Annotated in this window: 17 protein-coding genes; 8 read left to right on the top strand and 9 right to left on the bottom strand. The window is 54.4% G+C overall.

The annotated features are described in order from the left end of the window. Positions 1-2: 2 nt before the first annotated feature. Genes arnC through arnF form a run of 6 tightly spaced genes read left to right on the top strand, consistent with a single transcriptional unit; the run spans position 3 to position 6,237 of the window. Positions 3-986 carry an undecaprenyl-phosphate 4-deoxy-4-formamido-L-arabinose transferase gene (arnC, locus tag GPJ68_RS16885; RefSeq protein WP_104651209.1) on the top strand — a complete coding sequence of 328 codons (984 nt, stop codon included), beginning with the start codon at positions 3-5 and terminating at the stop codon, positions 984-986. Then, positions 983-2,965 carry a bifunctional UDP-4-amino-4-deoxy-L-arabinose formyltransferase/UDP-glucuronic acid oxidase ArnA gene (gene arnA / locus GPJ68_RS16890; RefSeq protein ID WP_104651208.1) on the top strand — a complete coding sequence of 661 codons (1,983 nt, stop codon included), beginning with the start codon at positions 983-985 and terminating at the stop codon, positions 2,963-2,965. Before arnC ends, arnA begins: the two co-directional genes overlap by 4 nt. Further along, entirely contained in the window at positions 2,962-3,864 is a 903-nt protein-coding gene (gene arnD, locus GPJ68_RS16895; RefSeq protein ID WP_103284038.1) for a 4-deoxy-4-formamido-L-arabinose-phosphoundecaprenol deformylase, read from the top strand. Before arnA ends, arnD begins: the two co-directional genes overlap by 4 nt. Further along, positions 3,861-5,519 carry a lipid IV(A) 4-amino-4-deoxy-L-arabinosyltransferase gene (gene arnT, locus GPJ68_RS16900; protein ID WP_104651207.1) on the top strand — a complete coding sequence of 553 codons (1,659 nt, stop codon included), beginning with the start codon at positions 3,861-3,863 and terminating at the stop codon, positions 5,517-5,519. The genes arnD and arnT overlap by 4 nt, the downstream gene beginning before the upstream one ends. Next, positions 5,516-5,851, top strand: coding sequence for a 4-amino-4-deoxy-L-arabinose-phosphoundecaprenol flippase subunit ArnE (arnE, locus tag GPJ68_RS16905; protein WP_016153819.1), 336 nt, complete (start codon positions 5,516-5,518; stop codon positions 5,849-5,851). Before arnT ends, arnE begins: the two co-directional genes overlap by 4 nt. Next, positions 5,851-6,237, top strand: coding sequence for a 4-amino-4-deoxy-L-arabinose-phosphoundecaprenol flippase subunit ArnF (gene arnF / locus GPJ68_RS16910; RefSeq protein WP_016153820.1), 387 nt, complete (start codon positions 5,851-5,853; stop codon positions 6,235-6,237). The genes arnE and arnF overlap by 1 nt, the downstream gene beginning before the upstream one ends. A 2-nt stretch (positions 6,238-6,239) precedes the next feature. Here the strand turns inward: arnF and pmrD are convergent, their stop codons facing one another. The 9 genes from pmrD to GPJ68_RS16955 all read right to left on the bottom strand — a co-directional run bounded on the left by pmrD (position 6,240) and on the right by GPJ68_RS16955 (position 14,597). Continuing rightward, a complete protein-coding gene (pmrD, locus tag GPJ68_RS16915; RefSeq protein WP_104651206.1) occupies positions 6,240-6,503 on the bottom strand; it encodes a signal transduction protein PmrD in 264 nt (87 codons plus the stop codon). A 95-nt stretch (positions 6,504-6,598) separates the two neighbouring features. Then, a complete protein-coding gene (gene menE / locus GPJ68_RS16920) occupies positions 6,599-8,023 on the bottom strand; it encodes an o-succinylbenzoate--CoA ligase (RefSeq protein ID WP_180836880.1) in 1,425 nt (474 codons plus the stop codon). Next, the gene (gene menC, locus GPJ68_RS16925; protein WP_104651204.1) at positions 8,020-8,982 is read right to left on the bottom strand and encodes an o-succinylbenzoate synthase; all 963 of its coding nucleotides are present in this window, start codon (positions 8,980-8,982) and stop codon (positions 8,020-8,022) included. The genes menE and menC overlap by 4 nt, the downstream gene beginning before the upstream one ends. Continuing rightward, complete coding sequence (menB, locus tag GPJ68_RS16930) at positions 8,982-9,839, bottom strand: 1,4-dihydroxy-2-naphthoyl-CoA synthase (protein ID WP_003027671.1); 858 nt, start codon at positions 9,837-9,839, stop codon at positions 8,982-8,984. The genes menC and menB overlap by 1 nt, the downstream gene beginning before the upstream one ends. Positions 9,840-9,853: 14 nt before the next feature. Further along, positions 9,854-10,612, bottom strand: a complete 759-nt coding sequence (gene menH / locus GPJ68_RS16935; protein WP_104651203.1) for a 2-succinyl-6-hydroxy-2,4-cyclohexadiene-1-carboxylate synthase — start codon at positions 10,610-10,612, stop codon at positions 9,854-9,856. Next, positions 10,609-12,279: a 2-succinyl-5-enolpyruvyl-6-hydroxy-3-cyclohexene-1-carboxylic-acid synthase gene (menD, locus tag GPJ68_RS16940; protein ID WP_047416302.1), complete on the bottom strand. Its 1,671-nt coding sequence runs from the start codon at positions 12,277-12,279 to the stop codon at positions 10,609-10,611. Before menD ends, menH begins: the two co-directional genes overlap by 4 nt. Before the next feature lie 84 nt (positions 12,280-12,363). Then, positions 12,364-13,662, bottom strand: a complete 1,299-nt coding sequence (gene menF / locus GPJ68_RS16945) for an isochorismate synthase MenF (protein WP_080858936.1) — start codon at positions 13,660-13,662, stop codon at positions 12,364-12,366. Positions 13,663-13,766: 104 nt separating this feature from the next. Then, entirely contained in the window at positions 13,767-14,072 is a 306-nt protein-coding gene (elaB, locus tag GPJ68_RS16950) for a stress response protein ElaB (RefSeq protein ID WP_003027683.1), read from the bottom strand. 63 nt (positions 14,073-14,135) lie between these two features. Beyond that, positions 14,136-14,597, bottom strand: a complete 462-nt coding sequence (locus GPJ68_RS16955) for a GNAT family N-acetyltransferase (RefSeq protein WP_104651202.1) — start codon at positions 14,595-14,597, stop codon at positions 14,136-14,138. A 67-nt stretch (positions 14,598-14,664) separates the two neighbouring features. On the opposite strand from GPJ68_RS16955, the gene rbn reads away from it, so the two are divergent. Further along, positions 14,665-15,582, top strand: coding sequence for a ribonuclease BN (rbn, locus tag GPJ68_RS16960; protein ID WP_016157040.1), 918 nt, complete (start codon positions 14,665-14,667; stop codon positions 15,580-15,582). 64 nt (positions 15,583-15,646) lie between these two features. Beyond that, positions 15,647-16,651 carry a chemotaxis protein gene (locus GPJ68_RS16965; RefSeq protein ID WP_016157041.1) on the top strand — a complete coding sequence of 335 codons (1,005 nt, stop codon included), beginning with the start codon at positions 15,647-15,649 and terminating at the stop codon, positions 16,649-16,651. The last annotated feature ends 31 nt before the right edge of the window (positions 16,652-16,682 follow it).

A 16,682-nucleotide genomic window follows, 5' to 3' on the forward strand; every position in this document is an offset into this window, starting at 1 on the left:
CCATGTTTGAAGCAGCACCGATCAAAAAAGTCTCGGTGGTCATTCCCGTTTTTAATGAACAGGAAAGCTTGCCAGAGTTAATCAGACGTACCAGCGCTGCCTGCGAAAAATTGGGCAAAGACTATGAAATTTTGCTAATTGATGACGGCAGCAGCGACCATTCCGCACAGCTGATGATGGACGCTTCCCAGGCACCGAACAGCCATATTGTTTCTATTTTATTGAATCGCAATTACGGGCAACACTCAGCGATTATGGCCGGTTTCAGTCATGTCACCGGCGACGTGATCATCACACTGGATGCCGATTTGCAAAACCCGCCGGAGGAGATCCCACGGCTGGTCGCCACCGCAGATGAAGGCTTCGATGTGGTCGGCACGGTACGTCAGAACCGTCAGGACAGCGTATTTCGTAAGACCGCATCGCGAATGATTAACCATCTGATTCAGCGCACCACCGGTAAAGCGATGGGTGACTACGGTTGCATGTTACGCGCTTATCGGCGCCACATCGTCGATGCCATGCTGCATTGCCAGGAGCGCAGTACCTTTATCCCGATTCTGGCCAACATTTTTGCCCGGCGCGCTACGGAAATCCCGGTACACCATGCAGAGCGAGAATTTGGTGACTCCAAATACAGTTTTATGCGTCTGATCAACCTGATGTATGACCTGGTGACCTGTCTGACCACAACGCCACTTCGTATGTTGAGCCTGTTGGGCAGCGTAATCGCCGCCACTGGCTTTACCTTGTCTATCCTGCTTGTGGTTCTGCGTCTGACGCTCGGTCCACAGTGGGCCGCGGAAGGGGTATTCATGCTGTTTGCCGTCCTGTTTACCTTTATCGGCGCACAGTTTATTGGCATGGGTTTACTCGGCGAATATATCGGTCGCATCTATAACGATGTCCGCGCCCGTCCCCGCTATTTTGTTCAACACGTTATCCGCCCACAAACCACACAGTCACCCGAGGAAAACCGCGCATGAAAGCCATCGTATTTGCCTATCACGATATGGGATGTCAGGGTGTCCAGGCTTTGTTGGATGCCGGTTATGAAATCGCTGCCATTTTCACGCACACCGATAATCCGGGCGAAAAAGCATTTTTTGGATCGGTTTCCCGCCTTGCCGCCAGCGCCGGAATTCCGGTTTACGCCCCGGACGAGGTCAATCATCCCTTGTGGATTGAACGCTTTAGCCAACTGGCGCCGGATGTTATCTTCTCGTTCTACTATCGTCATTTACTGAGTGATGAGATCCTCAGTCTTGCGCCTGCGGGGGCTTTTAATCTGCACGGTTCGTTGCTGCCGAAATACCGTGGTCGCGCGCCGCTGAACTGGGTATTGGTCAATGGCGAAACCGAAACCGGCGTCACGCTTCACCGCATGGTCAAACGCGCGGATGCTGGCGCCATTATTGCCCAGCAGCGCGTCGCTATTTCGCCGGATGACGTGGCGTTAACGCTGCACCATAAATTGTGCCAGGCTGCGCGTCACCTGCTGGAACAGGCACTGCCCGCGATTAAAACCGGGGATTATGCAGAACGCCCCCAACAGGAAGCAGATGCGACCTGTTTTGGTCGCCGTACACCGGAAGATAGCTTCCTCGACTGGAACACATCTGCCGCGGAGTTGCATAACCAGGTCCGCGCCGTCAGCGATCCGTGGCCGGGCGCATATAGCTATGTCGGCACACAAAAGTTCACCGTCTGGTCATCGCGCGTTTGCGTAAATAACTCAGCGGCCCAACCGGGTACCGTCATCTCCGTTTCTCCTTTGCTGATCGCCTGTGGCGATGGCGCACTGGAAATTATTACCGGACAAGCTGGCGATGGTATTGCAATGCAAGGGTCGCAACTGGCGCAGGTTCTGGGCCTGGTTCCAGGCTCCCGCCTGAACAGTCAGTCAGTTACCACCACTAAACATCGTACACGCGTGCTGATCCTCGGCGTTAATGGCTTCATTGGTAACCATCTGACCGAACGCCTGCTGCAAGAAGATCATTACGAAGTGTATGGGCTCGATATTGGCAGTGACGCCATTGGACGTTTTCTGCAGCATCCGCGATTCCACTTCGTCGAAGGCGACATCAGCATTCACTCCGAATGGATTGAATACCATGTTAAAAAATGCGACGTCGTGCTGCCGCTGGTGGCAATCGCAACGCCAATCGAATATACCCGCAACCCGTTGCGCGTATTTGAGCTCGATTTTGAAGAGAACCTGAAAATCATTCGCTACTGCGTGAAATACCGCAAGCGCATCATTTTCCCGTCAACGTCCGAAGTCTACGGCATGTGTACCGACAAAGTCTTCGATGAGGACAGCTCGAATCTGATCGTCGGTCCGGTGAATAAACCACGCTGGATCTACTCCGTTTCCAAGCAGTTGTTGGACCGCGTAATCTGGGCATACGGCGAAAAAGAGGGATTGCGTTTCACCCTGTTCCGGCCATTTAACTGGATGGGGCCGCGTCTGGACAGCCTTAACGCCGCGCGTATCGGCAGCTCACGCGCCATTACCCAACTGATCCTCAATCTGGTGGAAGGTTCACCGATTAAGCTGATTGAAGGCGGCAAGCAAAAACGCTGCTTTACCGACATTCGGGATGGTATCGAAGCCCTGTACCGCATCATTGAAAACGAAGGCGGACGCTGCGACGGTGAGATTATCAACATCGGTAATCCGCAGAACGAAGCGAGTATTCAGGAACTGGCAGAAATGCTGCTTACCTGCTTTGAAAAACATCCATTGCGTAACCACTTCCCGCCGTTTGCCGGTTTCCGTGACGTCGAAAGCAGCAGCTACTATGGTAAAGGTTATCAAGACGTTGAACATCGTAAGCCCAACATCCGCAATGCGAAACGCTGCCTGAACTGGGAGCCCACCATTGAGATGCAGGAAACGGTAGAAGAGACGCTGGACTTCTTCTTACGCTGTGTGAATATCACGGAACACACATCATGACCCAAGTCGGCTTGCGCATAGATGTCGATACTTTCAGGGGGACGCGCGAAGGCGTACCCCGCCTGCTGGAGACATTGAACCGACATAACGTGCGGGCAAGTTTTTTCTTTAGCGTTGGACCGGACAACATGGGACGCCACCTCTGGCGTCTTGTGAAACCACAATTTCTGTGGAAGATGCTGCGCTCAAACGCCGCATCACTTTACGGATGGGATATATTGCTGGCGGGAACCGCCTGGCCGGGAAAAGAGATCGGCCAGGCCAACGCGGCGATCATTGCGCAAACCGCCCTGATTCATGAAACCGGTTTGCATGCCTGGGATCACCATGCCTGGCAGGCGCGAAGCGGAAACTGGAATGATAAACAGCTGATTGATGATATTTCACGAGGCATCACGGCCCTTGAAACTCTTATCGGACAACCCGTCACTTGTTCTGCCGTTGCCGGATGGCGTGCCGACGATCGCGTCGTCCACGCCAAAGAAACGTTCCATCTGCGTTATAACAGCGACTGTCGGGGAACGTCGTTATTCCGTCCGGTGCTGACATCCGGGAAAACAGGTACGCCGCAAATTCCCGTCACGCTACCCACCTGGGATGAAGTGGTTGGTCAGGAAGTCCAGGCGGTGGACTTCAACGCTTACATTCTTTCCCACATCCAGATGAGCAGAGGAACACCGGTGTATACCATTCATGCGGAAGTTGAAGGCATCGCCTTTCAGCAGAATTTTGACGAGCTGCTTACTCGCGCCGCAGACATGGGGATAACATTTTGCCCGCTCGGTGACCTGTTACCGGACGATGTCAGTTCGCTGCCAACAGGGCAGATCGTGCGTGGCAAAATACCCGGCAGAGAGGGATGGATCGGCCGCCAACAACCAGTGAGTGTGACAAGATGAAACATACTGTCCGCTACACCCTGGCATTTATCGCTTTTATTGCGCTGTATTTTATTCTCCCCATCAACAGTCGCCTGCTGTGGCAGCCTGATGAAACGCGCTATGCCGAAATCAGTCGGGAAATGCTGACCTCTGGCGACGGGATCGTTCCGCACTTTTTAGGGCTGCGATATTTTGAAAAACCGATTGCCGGATACTGGTTAAACAGCATCGGGCAATGGCTGTTTGGCGCCAATAATTTCGGCGTCAGAGCAGGAGCCATTTTTGCCACTTTGCTGACGGCGCTAATGGTTGCCTGGCTTGCCATGCGGTTGTGGCGGGATAAGCGCACCGCCGTACTCTCTTCGGTTATCTTTTTAACGTTTTTTTCGGTTTACAGCATCGGCACCTACGCGGTACTTGATCCCATCATTGCGCTCTGGCTAATGGCGGGCATGTGCTGCTTTTGGGAAGGGATGCAAGCCACCAGCAGAACGCGCAAAATTACCGCCTTTCTGCTGTTAGGGTTAACCTGCGGCATGGGCGTGATGACCAAGGGTTTCCTGGCACTCGCCGTTCCTGTACTCAGCGTACTGCCGTGGGTTTTCGTACAAAAGCGCTGGAAAGATCTCATTATCTACGGTCTGCTGGCAGTAGTCGGTTGCATCGTGACTGTGCTGCCTTGGGGAATAGCGATTGCCCGGCGTGAGCCGGATTTCTGGCATTACTTCTTCTGGGTCGAGCATATTCAACGCTTCGCGCAGGAGGATGCCCAACATAAGGCCCCCGTCTGGTACTACATTCCGGTAGTGGTGGCAGGCGCATTACCGTGGCTCGGGCTGCTCCCCGGCGCGCTGCGTACGGGCTGGCGTGAACGGGATGTTCCGCGCAGCGCACTGTACCTGCTAAGCTGGATTATCATGCCAATCCTGTTTTTCAGCATCGCGAAAGGAAAACTGCCGACCTATATTCTTTCCTGCTTCGCACCGCTGGCAATATTGACGGCGCGTTTCGGCCTGCAGGCCGCGCAAAAAGGTGCAACCGCGCTGCGCGTGAATGGCTGGATCAACGTTCTGTTCGGAGTGACCGGCATTGTCGCCACGTTTATTGTTTCTACGCTGGGTCCATTAAAGACGCCGGTCTGGTCGCATATCGAAACGTATAAAGTGTTTTGTGCGTGGGGCATTTTTATCATCTGGACGCTCTTTGGCTGGTATACGCTAAATAACCGCGAGAAGAACTGGACGTTCGCAGCGCTGTGTCCATTAGGCCTGGCACTGTTGTTTGGCTTCTCCATTCCTGACCGGGTGATGGAATCTAAACAGCCACAATTTTTTGTCGAGATGACCAAAGAGTCGCTGGAGTCGAGCCGTTATATTCTCACCGACAGCGTTGGCGTCGCCGCGGGGCTGGCCTGGAGCCTGAAGCGTGACGACATCATAATGTACGGACAAACGGGCGAGTTAAAATATGGCCTTAACTACCCGGATGCCCAGGGGCGTTTTGTCGGGCGGGGGAACTTTGCCGAGTGGTTAGCGCAACATCGTCAGCAAGGAAACATTACGCTCGTGCTTTCAGTCGATAAGGATGAAGATATTAATCGACTTGCTATCCCTCCCGCTGACTATATCGATAATCAGGGGCGTCTGGTCCTGATTCAGTATCGGCCGAAATGATCTGGATAGCCTTAGTTCTCGCCAGCCTGCTCAGCGTCTGCGGTCAGTTATGTCAGAAGCAGGCGTCGCGACCCGTTCCCGTTCGAGCGCGAAAACGCCACATTACGCTATGGATTGGGCTTGCTCTGGCAAGTCTCGGTCTGGCCATGCTGCTATGGCTGGCGGTGCTGCAGAACATTCCGGTCGGCATCGCCTACCCCATGCTGAGTCTTAATTTTGTATGGGTGACTCTGGCTGCCTGGAAAATCTGGCGCGAACCCGTCACCCCGCGCCACTGGCTGGGTGTGGGGTTAATCATCACCGGCATCTTTATTCTTGGGAGTGCGGTGTAATGGGCATCTTTTGGGGATTATGCAGCGTTATTATCACTTCAGCCGCCCAGTTGAGTCTCGGCTTTGCGATGGATAATCTGCCGCCAATGCTGCAGCCGCAGCAATTCATTTCTGCCGTATTCTCTCTTAGCGTTGGCGCGTTTGCTCTGTATGCCGGACTGGCAGGGTATTTACTGTCGGTGATTTGCTGGCATAAAGCGCTGCACCAGCTCGCACTGAGCAAAGCGTATGCCCTGCTCAGCCTGAGCTATGTACTGGTGTGGGTTGCATCAATGATCCTGCCCGGCTGGCAGGGAATATTTTCAGCGAAAGCGCTCGCCGGAGTGCTGTGCATCATGGCAGGGCTACTGACGATTTTTTTACCTTCACACCAGCGCCAACCCTGAGATTATTTATCTTCAGACAGTCGTAACAGGCGTTCCCATTCCTCGCACGTGTACTGTCTGGCATCAATTATTTTGATTAACCGTGAGGTATCGCGATTAATGCAATACAGTGCATCTTTCAGCGGTGAAAGGAGGTCTCCGGGCTTAACCCACTCGGAAGATTGCGCCTCAGCCAGCATCTTTAGCGAACCGCCGCTATCACAAAGTACGATATAGAGCCTGCCTGCTTTTTTGTGACAGCAAGACTTCTTCACATGCCATTCCATAGCGCACCTTTTGTTAAAAGATTTCACAACAGGTTACACTTAAGCAGATAAACAAAATGACAATAGCGACTTAATGGTGAAAGTGAGAAATGTAATTACTGTTTGCTTAATTTTAACAATGAAGCACTTACCCAATCTGACAGCGCACGACGAGAAATTTTAATCCCTCCGGATTTTAGTTCGGGTGGCAATGTCAGCCAGCATACCGGTTGCTGAAAGCGGGCCAGCTTATCTTTCACCCATTCTGCCAGATTTGTGTCACCCGCATTGGTGTCATACTCAACGACCGCCACCGGGCGATGACCAAACTCTTTGTCTTCTATCGGCACAATGAAGGCTTGCAGAACATGCGGATGCTCAGCAATCACGCGTTCCACCTCTTCCGGCTGTATGCCTTCCCCGCCGCTAAAGAACAGATTGTCCATCCGACCGACAAGGGTTAACTTGCCGTCCTTCAACACCCCGCGATCGCGGGTGGCAAACCAGCCTTCCGCGTTTACTAAGGGAATCAGCTGCCCGTTACGCCAGTAACCTTGCGCCATGCTGGCGGCACGCAGCCAGACTTCACCACCAACGATTCTGACTTCTCTGCCTGCCAGGGGCGACCCCACATCCGCCAGGCCATCCGCTTCTTTCGCACAGACCGTAGAAGCAAACTCCGTTAAACCGTAACCGCACCAGCAGCGAACCCTTTGCTCGCGCGCCTGTTCCGTCAATTCAACAGGAATTGCCGCGCCACCCAGGAGCACGGCTTTGAGCGTTACCGCCGTTTTGTTGACCAGCAGGCGCCACAGCTGCGTGGGCACCAGCGAAGCATGAGTGCATCCAGCCAGCATTTGCTCCAACGGCTGCTTGTCGCGCACGGTCATTCGTGCCCCGGCAAACAACCAACGCCACAAAATACCCTGGCCGGAAACATGAAACAGCGGCAGCGAGAGCAGCCAGTCATCTTCAGCGTCAAACGGCATTAATGACAACACGCCCTGCGCGCTTGCCAGATGAGCCTGACAGGTATGCACCGCCGCCTTTGGCAATCCGGTAGAACCTGAGGTTAACGTCATCGTGCTCAAACGCTGGGGTAACCACGCGGCGGCATGCTTGCCTGGCACTGCCTGCATCTGCAACGGATGGAGTCCCGCGAGAACATTAGCTGCCTCAAGATCCAGCGCAAAACGCAGCGTTAAGTCCGGGACCAGCGCGTCAAGCAGCGATTGAGGCAGCTGTGGGTTCACAGGTAAAACCCGCGCCCCACATTGCAGCAATGCCAGCCAGGCCAGCAAAGCACGTGGATGATTCCAGGCGCGAAGCAGGACGCCATCGCCCTCTTCCACGCCCTGAGCGGCAAAACCGCTGGCCAGATGGTCAACGCGCGTGCAGAGCTCGCTCCAGCTTAATACTTCATCGTTGAGGCGTAGAGCAGGCACCTCTGCACGAACCTGTCGCCAGTGACGCCACGGCCAGTCATCGGGTTGTACCAGGCCCGATATGCTTACGCTACCGGGCATTTCCCGCTGGGTCATAGCAGGCGTTCCAGCGCATCAACATCGATACACGGCAATGCGCTACCCGGCCAGGTGCGTACCTGCTGGCACTGCATCAGGCTCAGGGTATCCAGCCCCGGAATGGTCTGCGGCGTCAGCCAGGCGGCAATTCGCGCCAGTTGGGTTAAGCCCAGGCTCGACTCGATCGACGAACTAATAACAGCGGTGAGACCAAGTGCATGCGCCGCTTCCACCTGTTCGCGCACTTTTTCGAGACTGCCCGTCAGCGTAGGTTTGATAACCACTGCCTTGACGCCCTCTTCGGCTTCGAAGATGAAATCCGCTTCACGCAGGCTTTCATCCCAGGCAATGGCAATGCCGGTTTCACGCGCAAAAGCACGAGAGTCATCGCGGGTTTTGCATGGCTCTTCGAGAAAAGCGATGCGCCCGCGGTACTCTGGATTAACGTACTTCGCGAACTGCTGGGCTTTCAACGGCGTCCAGGCTCGGTTGGCGTCAAGTCGCAAATGCAGCTCCGGAATAGCCTCAAGCAGCAGGTTGGCGACCATACCGTCACGAACCGCTTCATACAGTCCGACCTTGATCTTCGCTACTTTTTCACCCGGCATGTCAGCCAGTTGCAGTACCAGATCATCAGGATCACCCGTACACAGCGGTGCTGCACGGTAGTCTGCGTCCTCTGGCAATACGCCAGCCAGTTCGGCTAGCGCGCAGCTTGCGCCAAAGGCGACCGAAGGCAGCTGCGGTAAGGAAGAATCCCCCTGTAGCCAGCCATTGACCCAGGCCAGCAGCTCGGTTTGCGCCTCTTCCCAGCTCTCCTGACTGAAGCCCGGCAGTGGGGAGATCTCTCCCCACCCTTCGCGCTCGCCGTCACAAAGGCGAACGTACAGCCCGTCACGCGTTTTTAACCGCCTGTCGCGCAGAATCACCCCCGCGTCCATGGGGATCTGCCAGCGGTATACCTGCGCGCTACGCATTACGGATTCCGTTTAAATTTGCTGAAATCCGGCTGACGTTTCTGGTTAAAGGCGTTACGGCCTTCCTGACCTTCTTCCGTCATGTAGAACAGCATGGTGGCGTTACCCGCCAGCTCTTGCAGACCAGCCTGACCATCGCAGTCGGCGTTCAGTGCAGCTTTCAGGCAGCGCAACGCCATCGGGCTGTTTTGCAGCATTTCACGACACCAGCGTACGGTCTCTTTTTCCAGATCGGCCAGCGGAACCACGGTGTTTACCAGGCCCATATCCAACGCTTGCTTCGCATCGTACTGACGGCACAGGAACCAGATTTCACGCGCTTTTTTCTGACCGACAATACGCGCCATGTAAGAGGCCCCCCAACCGCCATCGAAGGAACCGACTTTCGGACCGGTCTGGCCGAAGATGGCGTTTTCAGCCGCAATGGTCAAGTCACACATCATGTGCAGCACATGGCCGCCGCCGATGGAAAAGCCTGCAACCATCGCCACTACCGGCTTCGGACAGGTACGAATCTGGCGCTGGAAGTCCAGTACGTTCAGGTGATGCACACCGGAATCATCCTGGTATCCGCCGTAATCACCGCGCACTTTCTGATCGCCACCTGCGCAGAACGCTTTGTCGCCAGCACCGGTCAGAATAATCACGCCAATGTTGTCATCGTAGCGAGCATCCGCCAGCGCCTGGATCATCTCTTTCACGGTGACCGGACGGAAGGCATTGCGTACCTGCGGACGATTAATGGTGATTTTTGCGATACCGTCGGTGGATTTCTCGTAGAGAATGTCGGTGTAGCCTTCAGAGCAATCGTGCCATTCTACCGGTGCGTAAAGCATTGTTTCATCAGGATAGATCATAAAATGTCCTATAGTCAGCGATGCAGAATCTGAGCCAGACAGTCCACCACGCCAGCGGGATTGTCCCGATGCGCGTTGTGTCCGGCATTACGAATCACATGGCTTGGTACGGATATTTCCGCCGCCAGAGCGCGGAATTTATCGTCACGTTCACCACATAAATAATAAAACGGAAATGTGCGCGCAGTGAGTTGCGCACGTAAATCAGGTTGTACGGCTAGCGAGGTGGCCTCCAGCATCGCTGCCAGCGTATGCCCGTTATTCTGGCTACGCAGTGCGACCAACGCTTCTCTTTGCGCCGCATTCAGCGAGGAAAAAACCGGCTGTTGATACCAGTCAATAAACACCTCGCACAACGGCTCAGCGCGAAAACGCGCAGCCCAGCGACCATCAGAGAGGCGACGCTGAACGCGCGCCTCCTCACTTTGCAAGCCTGGATGTCCACCTTCAACCACCAGACCGCACAGTCCTGGCATCTCCTGACAAGCCGCCATCATCGCGACTCTGCCGCCAAGAGAGTAACCTACCAACCAGTATTTAAGTATGTTGTAACTAAGCAACGTGTTACGCAACAAAGCGCTTACGTCGTCGAATCCGCTCACGCTGATGTCAGCGGAGCCACCGTGTCCCGGCAGGTCGATATACAGCCGCGAATAATTCTTAAACGCTTCGCCAACCGTCTGCCACTCCCGACAATCACCGGAAAAACCGTGCAGGAAAACCAGCCAGGGAAATCCCGTCTGGCCCAGTTTCGCCTGAGCGTGCAGGCTCATAGATGGCTTACCTGCGCCAGCAGTTGCTGCAGGGTTTGCGCCCCATCAGTTTCGTTTACCACCAGCTCAATCACCGTTGCCGCCGGAGTACGCCAGGCGTTAGTCAGCGCGCTCTCCAGTTGCTCCCAGTTTTCCGGGCGCTGGTATTTAAGGTTAAACATGGCGGCAGCATGCTCAAAATGCACGTTCTGCGGCATCAGGTAGAACCGTTCGCGTTCGCTTGCTGGCGTCGGCAACAGGGAAAAAATTTGCCCGCCGTTATTATTGACCACTATCAGGACAAACGGCGCGGAAACCTGGCGCAATAACGCCAGCGCATTGAGGTCATACAGCGCAGATAAATCGCCGACGATAGCCAGCGTCGATTTCGCGCTGGCGCGCTGTACGCCTGCTGCCGTTGACAGCAGGCCGTCAATGCCGCTCGCGCCACGGTTGCTATAGACCGGGTAACCCGCCGGAAGCTGCGACAGCGCATCAATCAGGCGCACCACCAGACTGTTGCCCACGAACAGTTGCCCCTGCTCCGGCAAGTATTCGCGGATACGGTGGGCTAATTGCGCTTCACCAAACGCGTCGCGACGGGCTTCTACCGCCTGCCAGGCCAGTTGCGCCAGGCGTGGGATCTCCACGCACCAGGGCTGACGTTTCTCCGCCGGATGCAACTCCAGCCAGTCGCTAACCGTCGCTACCAGTCTGCGCCCACGATGGTGAGCCGGATCGAGGCGGCCTTCGATATTATCGACAATCCAGTATTCCTGCGGATCACAGCTGGCCTGCCATTGCAGGAGCCGTTTTCCGGTCAGGCTACTGCCAAGCTGCACCACAATCTGCGCCTGCTGTAATTCAGTGACCGCTTTCGCATTTCCCAGCCACAGGTCGGCGCACGGCAAAGGTTGTCCGGTTTGTGACAGAACATCGCCAATCAGCGGCCAGCCTAGCATCTGCGCCCACTGCGCAACCTTTTTGCCCTCTTCCGCGCTCATGCGGCCTGCAACAACAACGCCGCGTTTTTGTCGCCAGAAAAACCAGTCACGCTGTTTGTCGCTTTCCAGCCGACGCGACTCACGCAGCCAGGGTTTATCATCCTGCCACCAGTCGCCAAGGCGCTGCTGCCAGTCAATCCCCGTTTCATCCATGTCGCCATACAGCGGTTCCGCAAATGGGCAATTGATATGAACCGCCCCGCTATGCAGCGCAGCTAAGGCGTTATCAATGGTGGATACCAGCCAACTAGCCGGAATGTTCTGAGTCGGGCGCGGTAAAGAGAGCGTTTGCGATGGATGCGAGGCAAACATTCCGGCCTGACGAATCGCCTGGTTAGCGCCGCAGTCGATAAGCTCTGGAGGTCTGTCAGCCGTGAGTAGAATCAGCTTTTCACCGGTCAGGCCCGCTTCAATCAACGCGGGATACAAATTTGCCACCGCCGTACCGGACGTCACAATCACAGCGACAGGCTGCCGGCTGACTTTTGCCAGACCTAAGGCCAGATGCCCAAGGCCACGCTCATCAAAATGAGTATGGTGAATAAAAGCGGGGTTTTCCGCAGCCGCCAGAGTCAACGGTGTAGAACGAGAGCCAGGGGCAATGCAGACATGCCTGACGCCGTGGCGAGTGAGTGCTTCCAGAATGACCGCCGCCCAGCGTCGGTTAAATGCGCTTACTGACATGAGATTGTCCGGTATCAATATTGCGACACAGTATAAAGAATCGAATAAATGGATTTTTGATATGAGTCGGTAATATACAACTCATTACCCTTCCATCTGTAATAAAGTGCGCAGTCCTGCCGCTTTATTGTCTATTTCTTGCCATTCCTGTTCAGGATCTGAACCACGCACGATCCCTGCCCCGGCATACAGGCGTATCACATTTTCACTAATTTTCGCCGACCGTAATGACACGCAAAACTCGCTTTGGCGCAGAGAAAGGTAACCCGCAGAACCGGCATACCACTCGCGTTCAAACGGTTCATTTTGTTGGATAAATTCACGCGCCAGCTCACGCGGAATACCTGCGACTGCCGCCGTGGGCTGGAGTTGCATCAGACAAAGCGTATCATCAGCCTGATTCAGTTCCGTCCAGATACAGCGGCGCAGGTGCTGCACTTTGCGCAGTCTAAGCACCTGCGGCGGCAGCACATCAAGAGTTTGCGTACAGCCTTGCAGACGCTGGCAAATATCTTCGACCACCAGCATATTCTCGCGCTGGTTTTTATCATCTTTCATTAGCCATTCCCCCAACTGCCAGGCCCGATGATCCTCAGGGTGGTTGGCAACGGTTCCCGCCAGCGCCTCGGTGCGCAGCGCCGTGTCACGCCGCCGATACAGCCGTTCAGGGGAAGAACCAAGAAACGCACACTTTGCGGAGAACGCCATAAAGAAATGGTAGCAGTTCAGGTTTAGACGACGACTGGAAGCCATCACGGCCGCGGCGTTAACCGACTGAGAAAACTGTAAATCGGTCGCCCGCGCCAGCACGACCTTATCGAGCTGTTCCCCATTGATCGTTTGCGTGGCGAGCTTTATCAGGTCTGTCCAGCCAGTTTTATCCGGCCAGTTCTGTTCTCCCGTCAAACGCAGACGCAATGCGGGCAGCGGCTTTACGTTGGCGAGCGATGAGATAAACGCCACCGCCTGCGCGGCGTCTTCACGCAGCGACACGTCGCTAAAAAGATGTAAGCGTAAGCTCGCCACCCCGGCGCAACGTCGCCACTCCAGCCGTGGCAATAACAAATGGCCGCGCTGAGGCTCAAAGGCATTCAGGCCCCAGATACGCAGGTCAGGATTATCATTATGCTGATGTAAAAAATGCTGGGCTAATTCGAGCGAGGAAAATGTAGCAACAGCGCCCAGTACGGCGGCTTCTTCATCGCCATTACGCTGTTGCCAGTAAAACTGGGGCCAGACAGGTTGACTGGCCAGCCATCCTAAAGCGTCAAACGCATCATTCAGTGGGAAAGGGATATCGTAAATACGAATTCCAGGTGCTGCTGGTATCTCTTGCGACAAATGACGCATCAGACTTTCCAGCGCAGTAGTAATTGAATGCACGCGGACCTCTCCCTGTTAAAAACCTCACATTATACGGGGTACTGAGCAGAAAAAGCAGTACCCCCAGTTAGGGAGTACGTACAAATGCGCTGACGGAATGGAATTTATCGCCGTGCTAACAATAATCCCATCACTAAACCGACCGTGGCACCAACGCCGATTCCGCGCCAGGGTTTTTCATGCACATAATCATCCGCCCGGCAAACGGCTTTCTTCGCGCGGTAATAGTAGCTGTCAGAGGCGTGGCTGACGCGATTTCTCACCTCTTCTAACGCCCGCTCTGCCCGCGCTTTTAACTCAAGGTATTTTTGATCGGCTGGATCGCCGGAAGAACGCAGCACCTCCTCCAGCGTTTCACTCAATAATTCCAGATCGTCATCGATACGTGATTCATAAGAATGAAAAGACATTTTATTCTCCCTTTCTATTGACGTACCCGCTAACTATAGACAATCAGGCGTGTTTGCGCCTGTTTACGCCTGATGTGCTTCCCGCGCCATTCCGACGTGTGGAATACCGTCTTCGTCATAAATATCCGTGACCGGCACAAAGCCAAAGCGCGCATAGAATGATTGCAAATGTGCCTGCGCCCCCAGATACAGCGCCTTGTGCGGCCAATGCTGCGTACAGGAGGCCAGCGTCTGAGTCATTAGCTGTTGCCCCAATTTTTCACCCCGCAGCGCTTCGCTTACGATCACCCTCCCAATGACGACCGGCTCAAGCTCATCATCGCTTTTCAGAATCCTCGCATACGCCACCAGTTCATCGTTATGCCAACCCAGAATGTGCCGATTTTCACCACTCAGGTCTTCACCATCCACATCCTGATACGGACACCGTTGCTCAACAACAAATACCGCACAGCGAAGCTCAAGAATGGCGTACAGCTGCTGTGTATTGAGCTTTGCATGGTGGAGATCTTGCCAGTGAATCATAGTCTGCCCCTTTGTTGTGATAACCTGAACACCCTGCCTTATTGATGGCGAAAAGTGTAACGCGAAGATGGAATTACTATTTTTAGGCACGTCTGCGGGAGTCCCCACGCGCTCACGCAATGTAACGGCAATTTTACTGAATCTGCAACACCCGACTCAGGCGGGGCTGTGGCTTTTCGATTGTGGTGAAGGAACGCAGCATCAGATGCTGACCACGCCATTTAACCCTGGAAAACTCGAGCGTATTTTTATCAGCCATCTACACGGCGATCACCTGTTTGGTTTACCGGGGCTGCTGTGCAGTCGCTCAATGGCCGGGAACGTCCAGCCACTGACGCTTTACGGACCAAAGGGGTTGCGAGAGTTTACCGAAACGGCTTTGCGTTTGAGCGGCTCCTGGACCGATTATCCGCTGGATATTGTCGAAATCACCGCGGGTGAAATTGTCGATGACGGCCTGCGTAAAGTAACGGCGTACCCGCTGGAGCATCCGCTGGAGTGCTACGGTTTTCGTGTTGAAGAGCACGACAAACCGGGGGCACTTGACGCCAGCGCCTTGAAGGCGGCTGGTGTTAAAGCGGGCCCGTGGTTCCAGGATTTGAAAGCCGGGAAAACCATCGTGCTGGAGGATGGTCGAGCGATTAACGGCGCCGATTTTCTCGGCCCTGCCACCAGAGGAAAATCTGTGGCTATTTTCGGCGACACAGGACCTTGCGCGTCCGCCATTGAACTGGCACGCGGTGTGGATGTGATGGTACATGAAACCACACTGGACTCCTCAATGGAGGAAAAAGCCAACAGCCGCGGTCACAGCTCGACCCGACAAGCCGCCCAGCTGGCGCTTGAGGCCGGAGTGGGACGCCTGATCATGACCCACGTTAGCTCACGCTACGATGAAAAAGGCTGTCAGCGGTTACTCGAAGAGTGCAAAGCGATATTTCCAGACACTGAACTGGCTCACGATTTCGCCATTTTCACCGTTTAATGCTCCATTTTTCCGCCTCAGTGCCGATAACAGTGGAAAGGCTGGCTTTCACACTGAGGACAGGATGAACAATTTCCAGAAAGATATTGATGACAGGACAAACCTAACCCTGTCTAACCGTTTTGAACTGCTGCTGTTTCGCCTTGGCAAATCCGTCGAGGAGCAGAAATCAGAACTGTTTGGCATCAACGTATTCAAACTGCGTGAAATCGTACCGATGCCGACCTTTACGCGTCCCGCAGGTATGAAAGCCCCGTTGCTGGGTATGGTTAACATTCGCGATCAGGTGATCCCGGTGATTGATCTGCCTGCCGTCGCGGGCTGTAAGCCAGAGACCGGACTCAACATCCTGTTGATCACGGAATATGCCCGCAGCGTTCAGGCGTTTGCGGTGGAGTCGGTAGAAAACATTATGCGTCTGGACTGGCAACAGGTGCATACCGCCGAGAAAGCCGTCAATGGTCGCTACATTACCAGTATCGCCTGTCTGGACGACAACAAAGAGACTAACAATCTGGCGCTGGTGCTCGATGTCGAACAGATCCTGTACGATATTGTACCGTCGAACCACGACCTGCGCGCAACAGAGCTGAAAACCAATAAGTTCAACATTACGCCGGGTGCGGTGGCGATTGTGGCTGATGATTCCAAAGTGGCTCGCGCGATGCTGGAAAAAGGGCTTAACGCCATGGAGATTCCACACTTGATGCATGTGACGGGCCAAGATGCGTGGGAAAAGATACAACAGCTATCTGAAGAAGCAGAAGCGGAAGGTAAACCAATCAGCGAGAAGATTGCGCTGGTGCTCACCGATCTGGAAATGCCGGAGATGGACGGTTTTACGCTTACCCGTAAGATAAAAACCGACGAACGCCTGAAGAAGATCCCGGTCGTTATCCACTCCTCACTTTCCGGTAGCGCCAATGAAGATCACGTACGCCGAGTGAAAGCAGATGGTTACGTGGCCAAATTCGAAGTCAATGAGCTGTCTTCAGTAATTCAGGAAGTGATGGATCGCACAGCGAAAGGCATCAGCGGCCCGCTGGTGAGCCGTCAACTTTCGGCCTGACGCCCCAGCAACTTGAAGTATGACGAGTATA

This window comes from Citrobacter sp. 172116965 (genome assembly GCF_013458095.1).
Classification (GTDB): Bacteria; Pseudomonadota; Gammaproteobacteria; order Enterobacterales; family Enterobacteriaceae; genus Citrobacter; species Citrobacter braakii.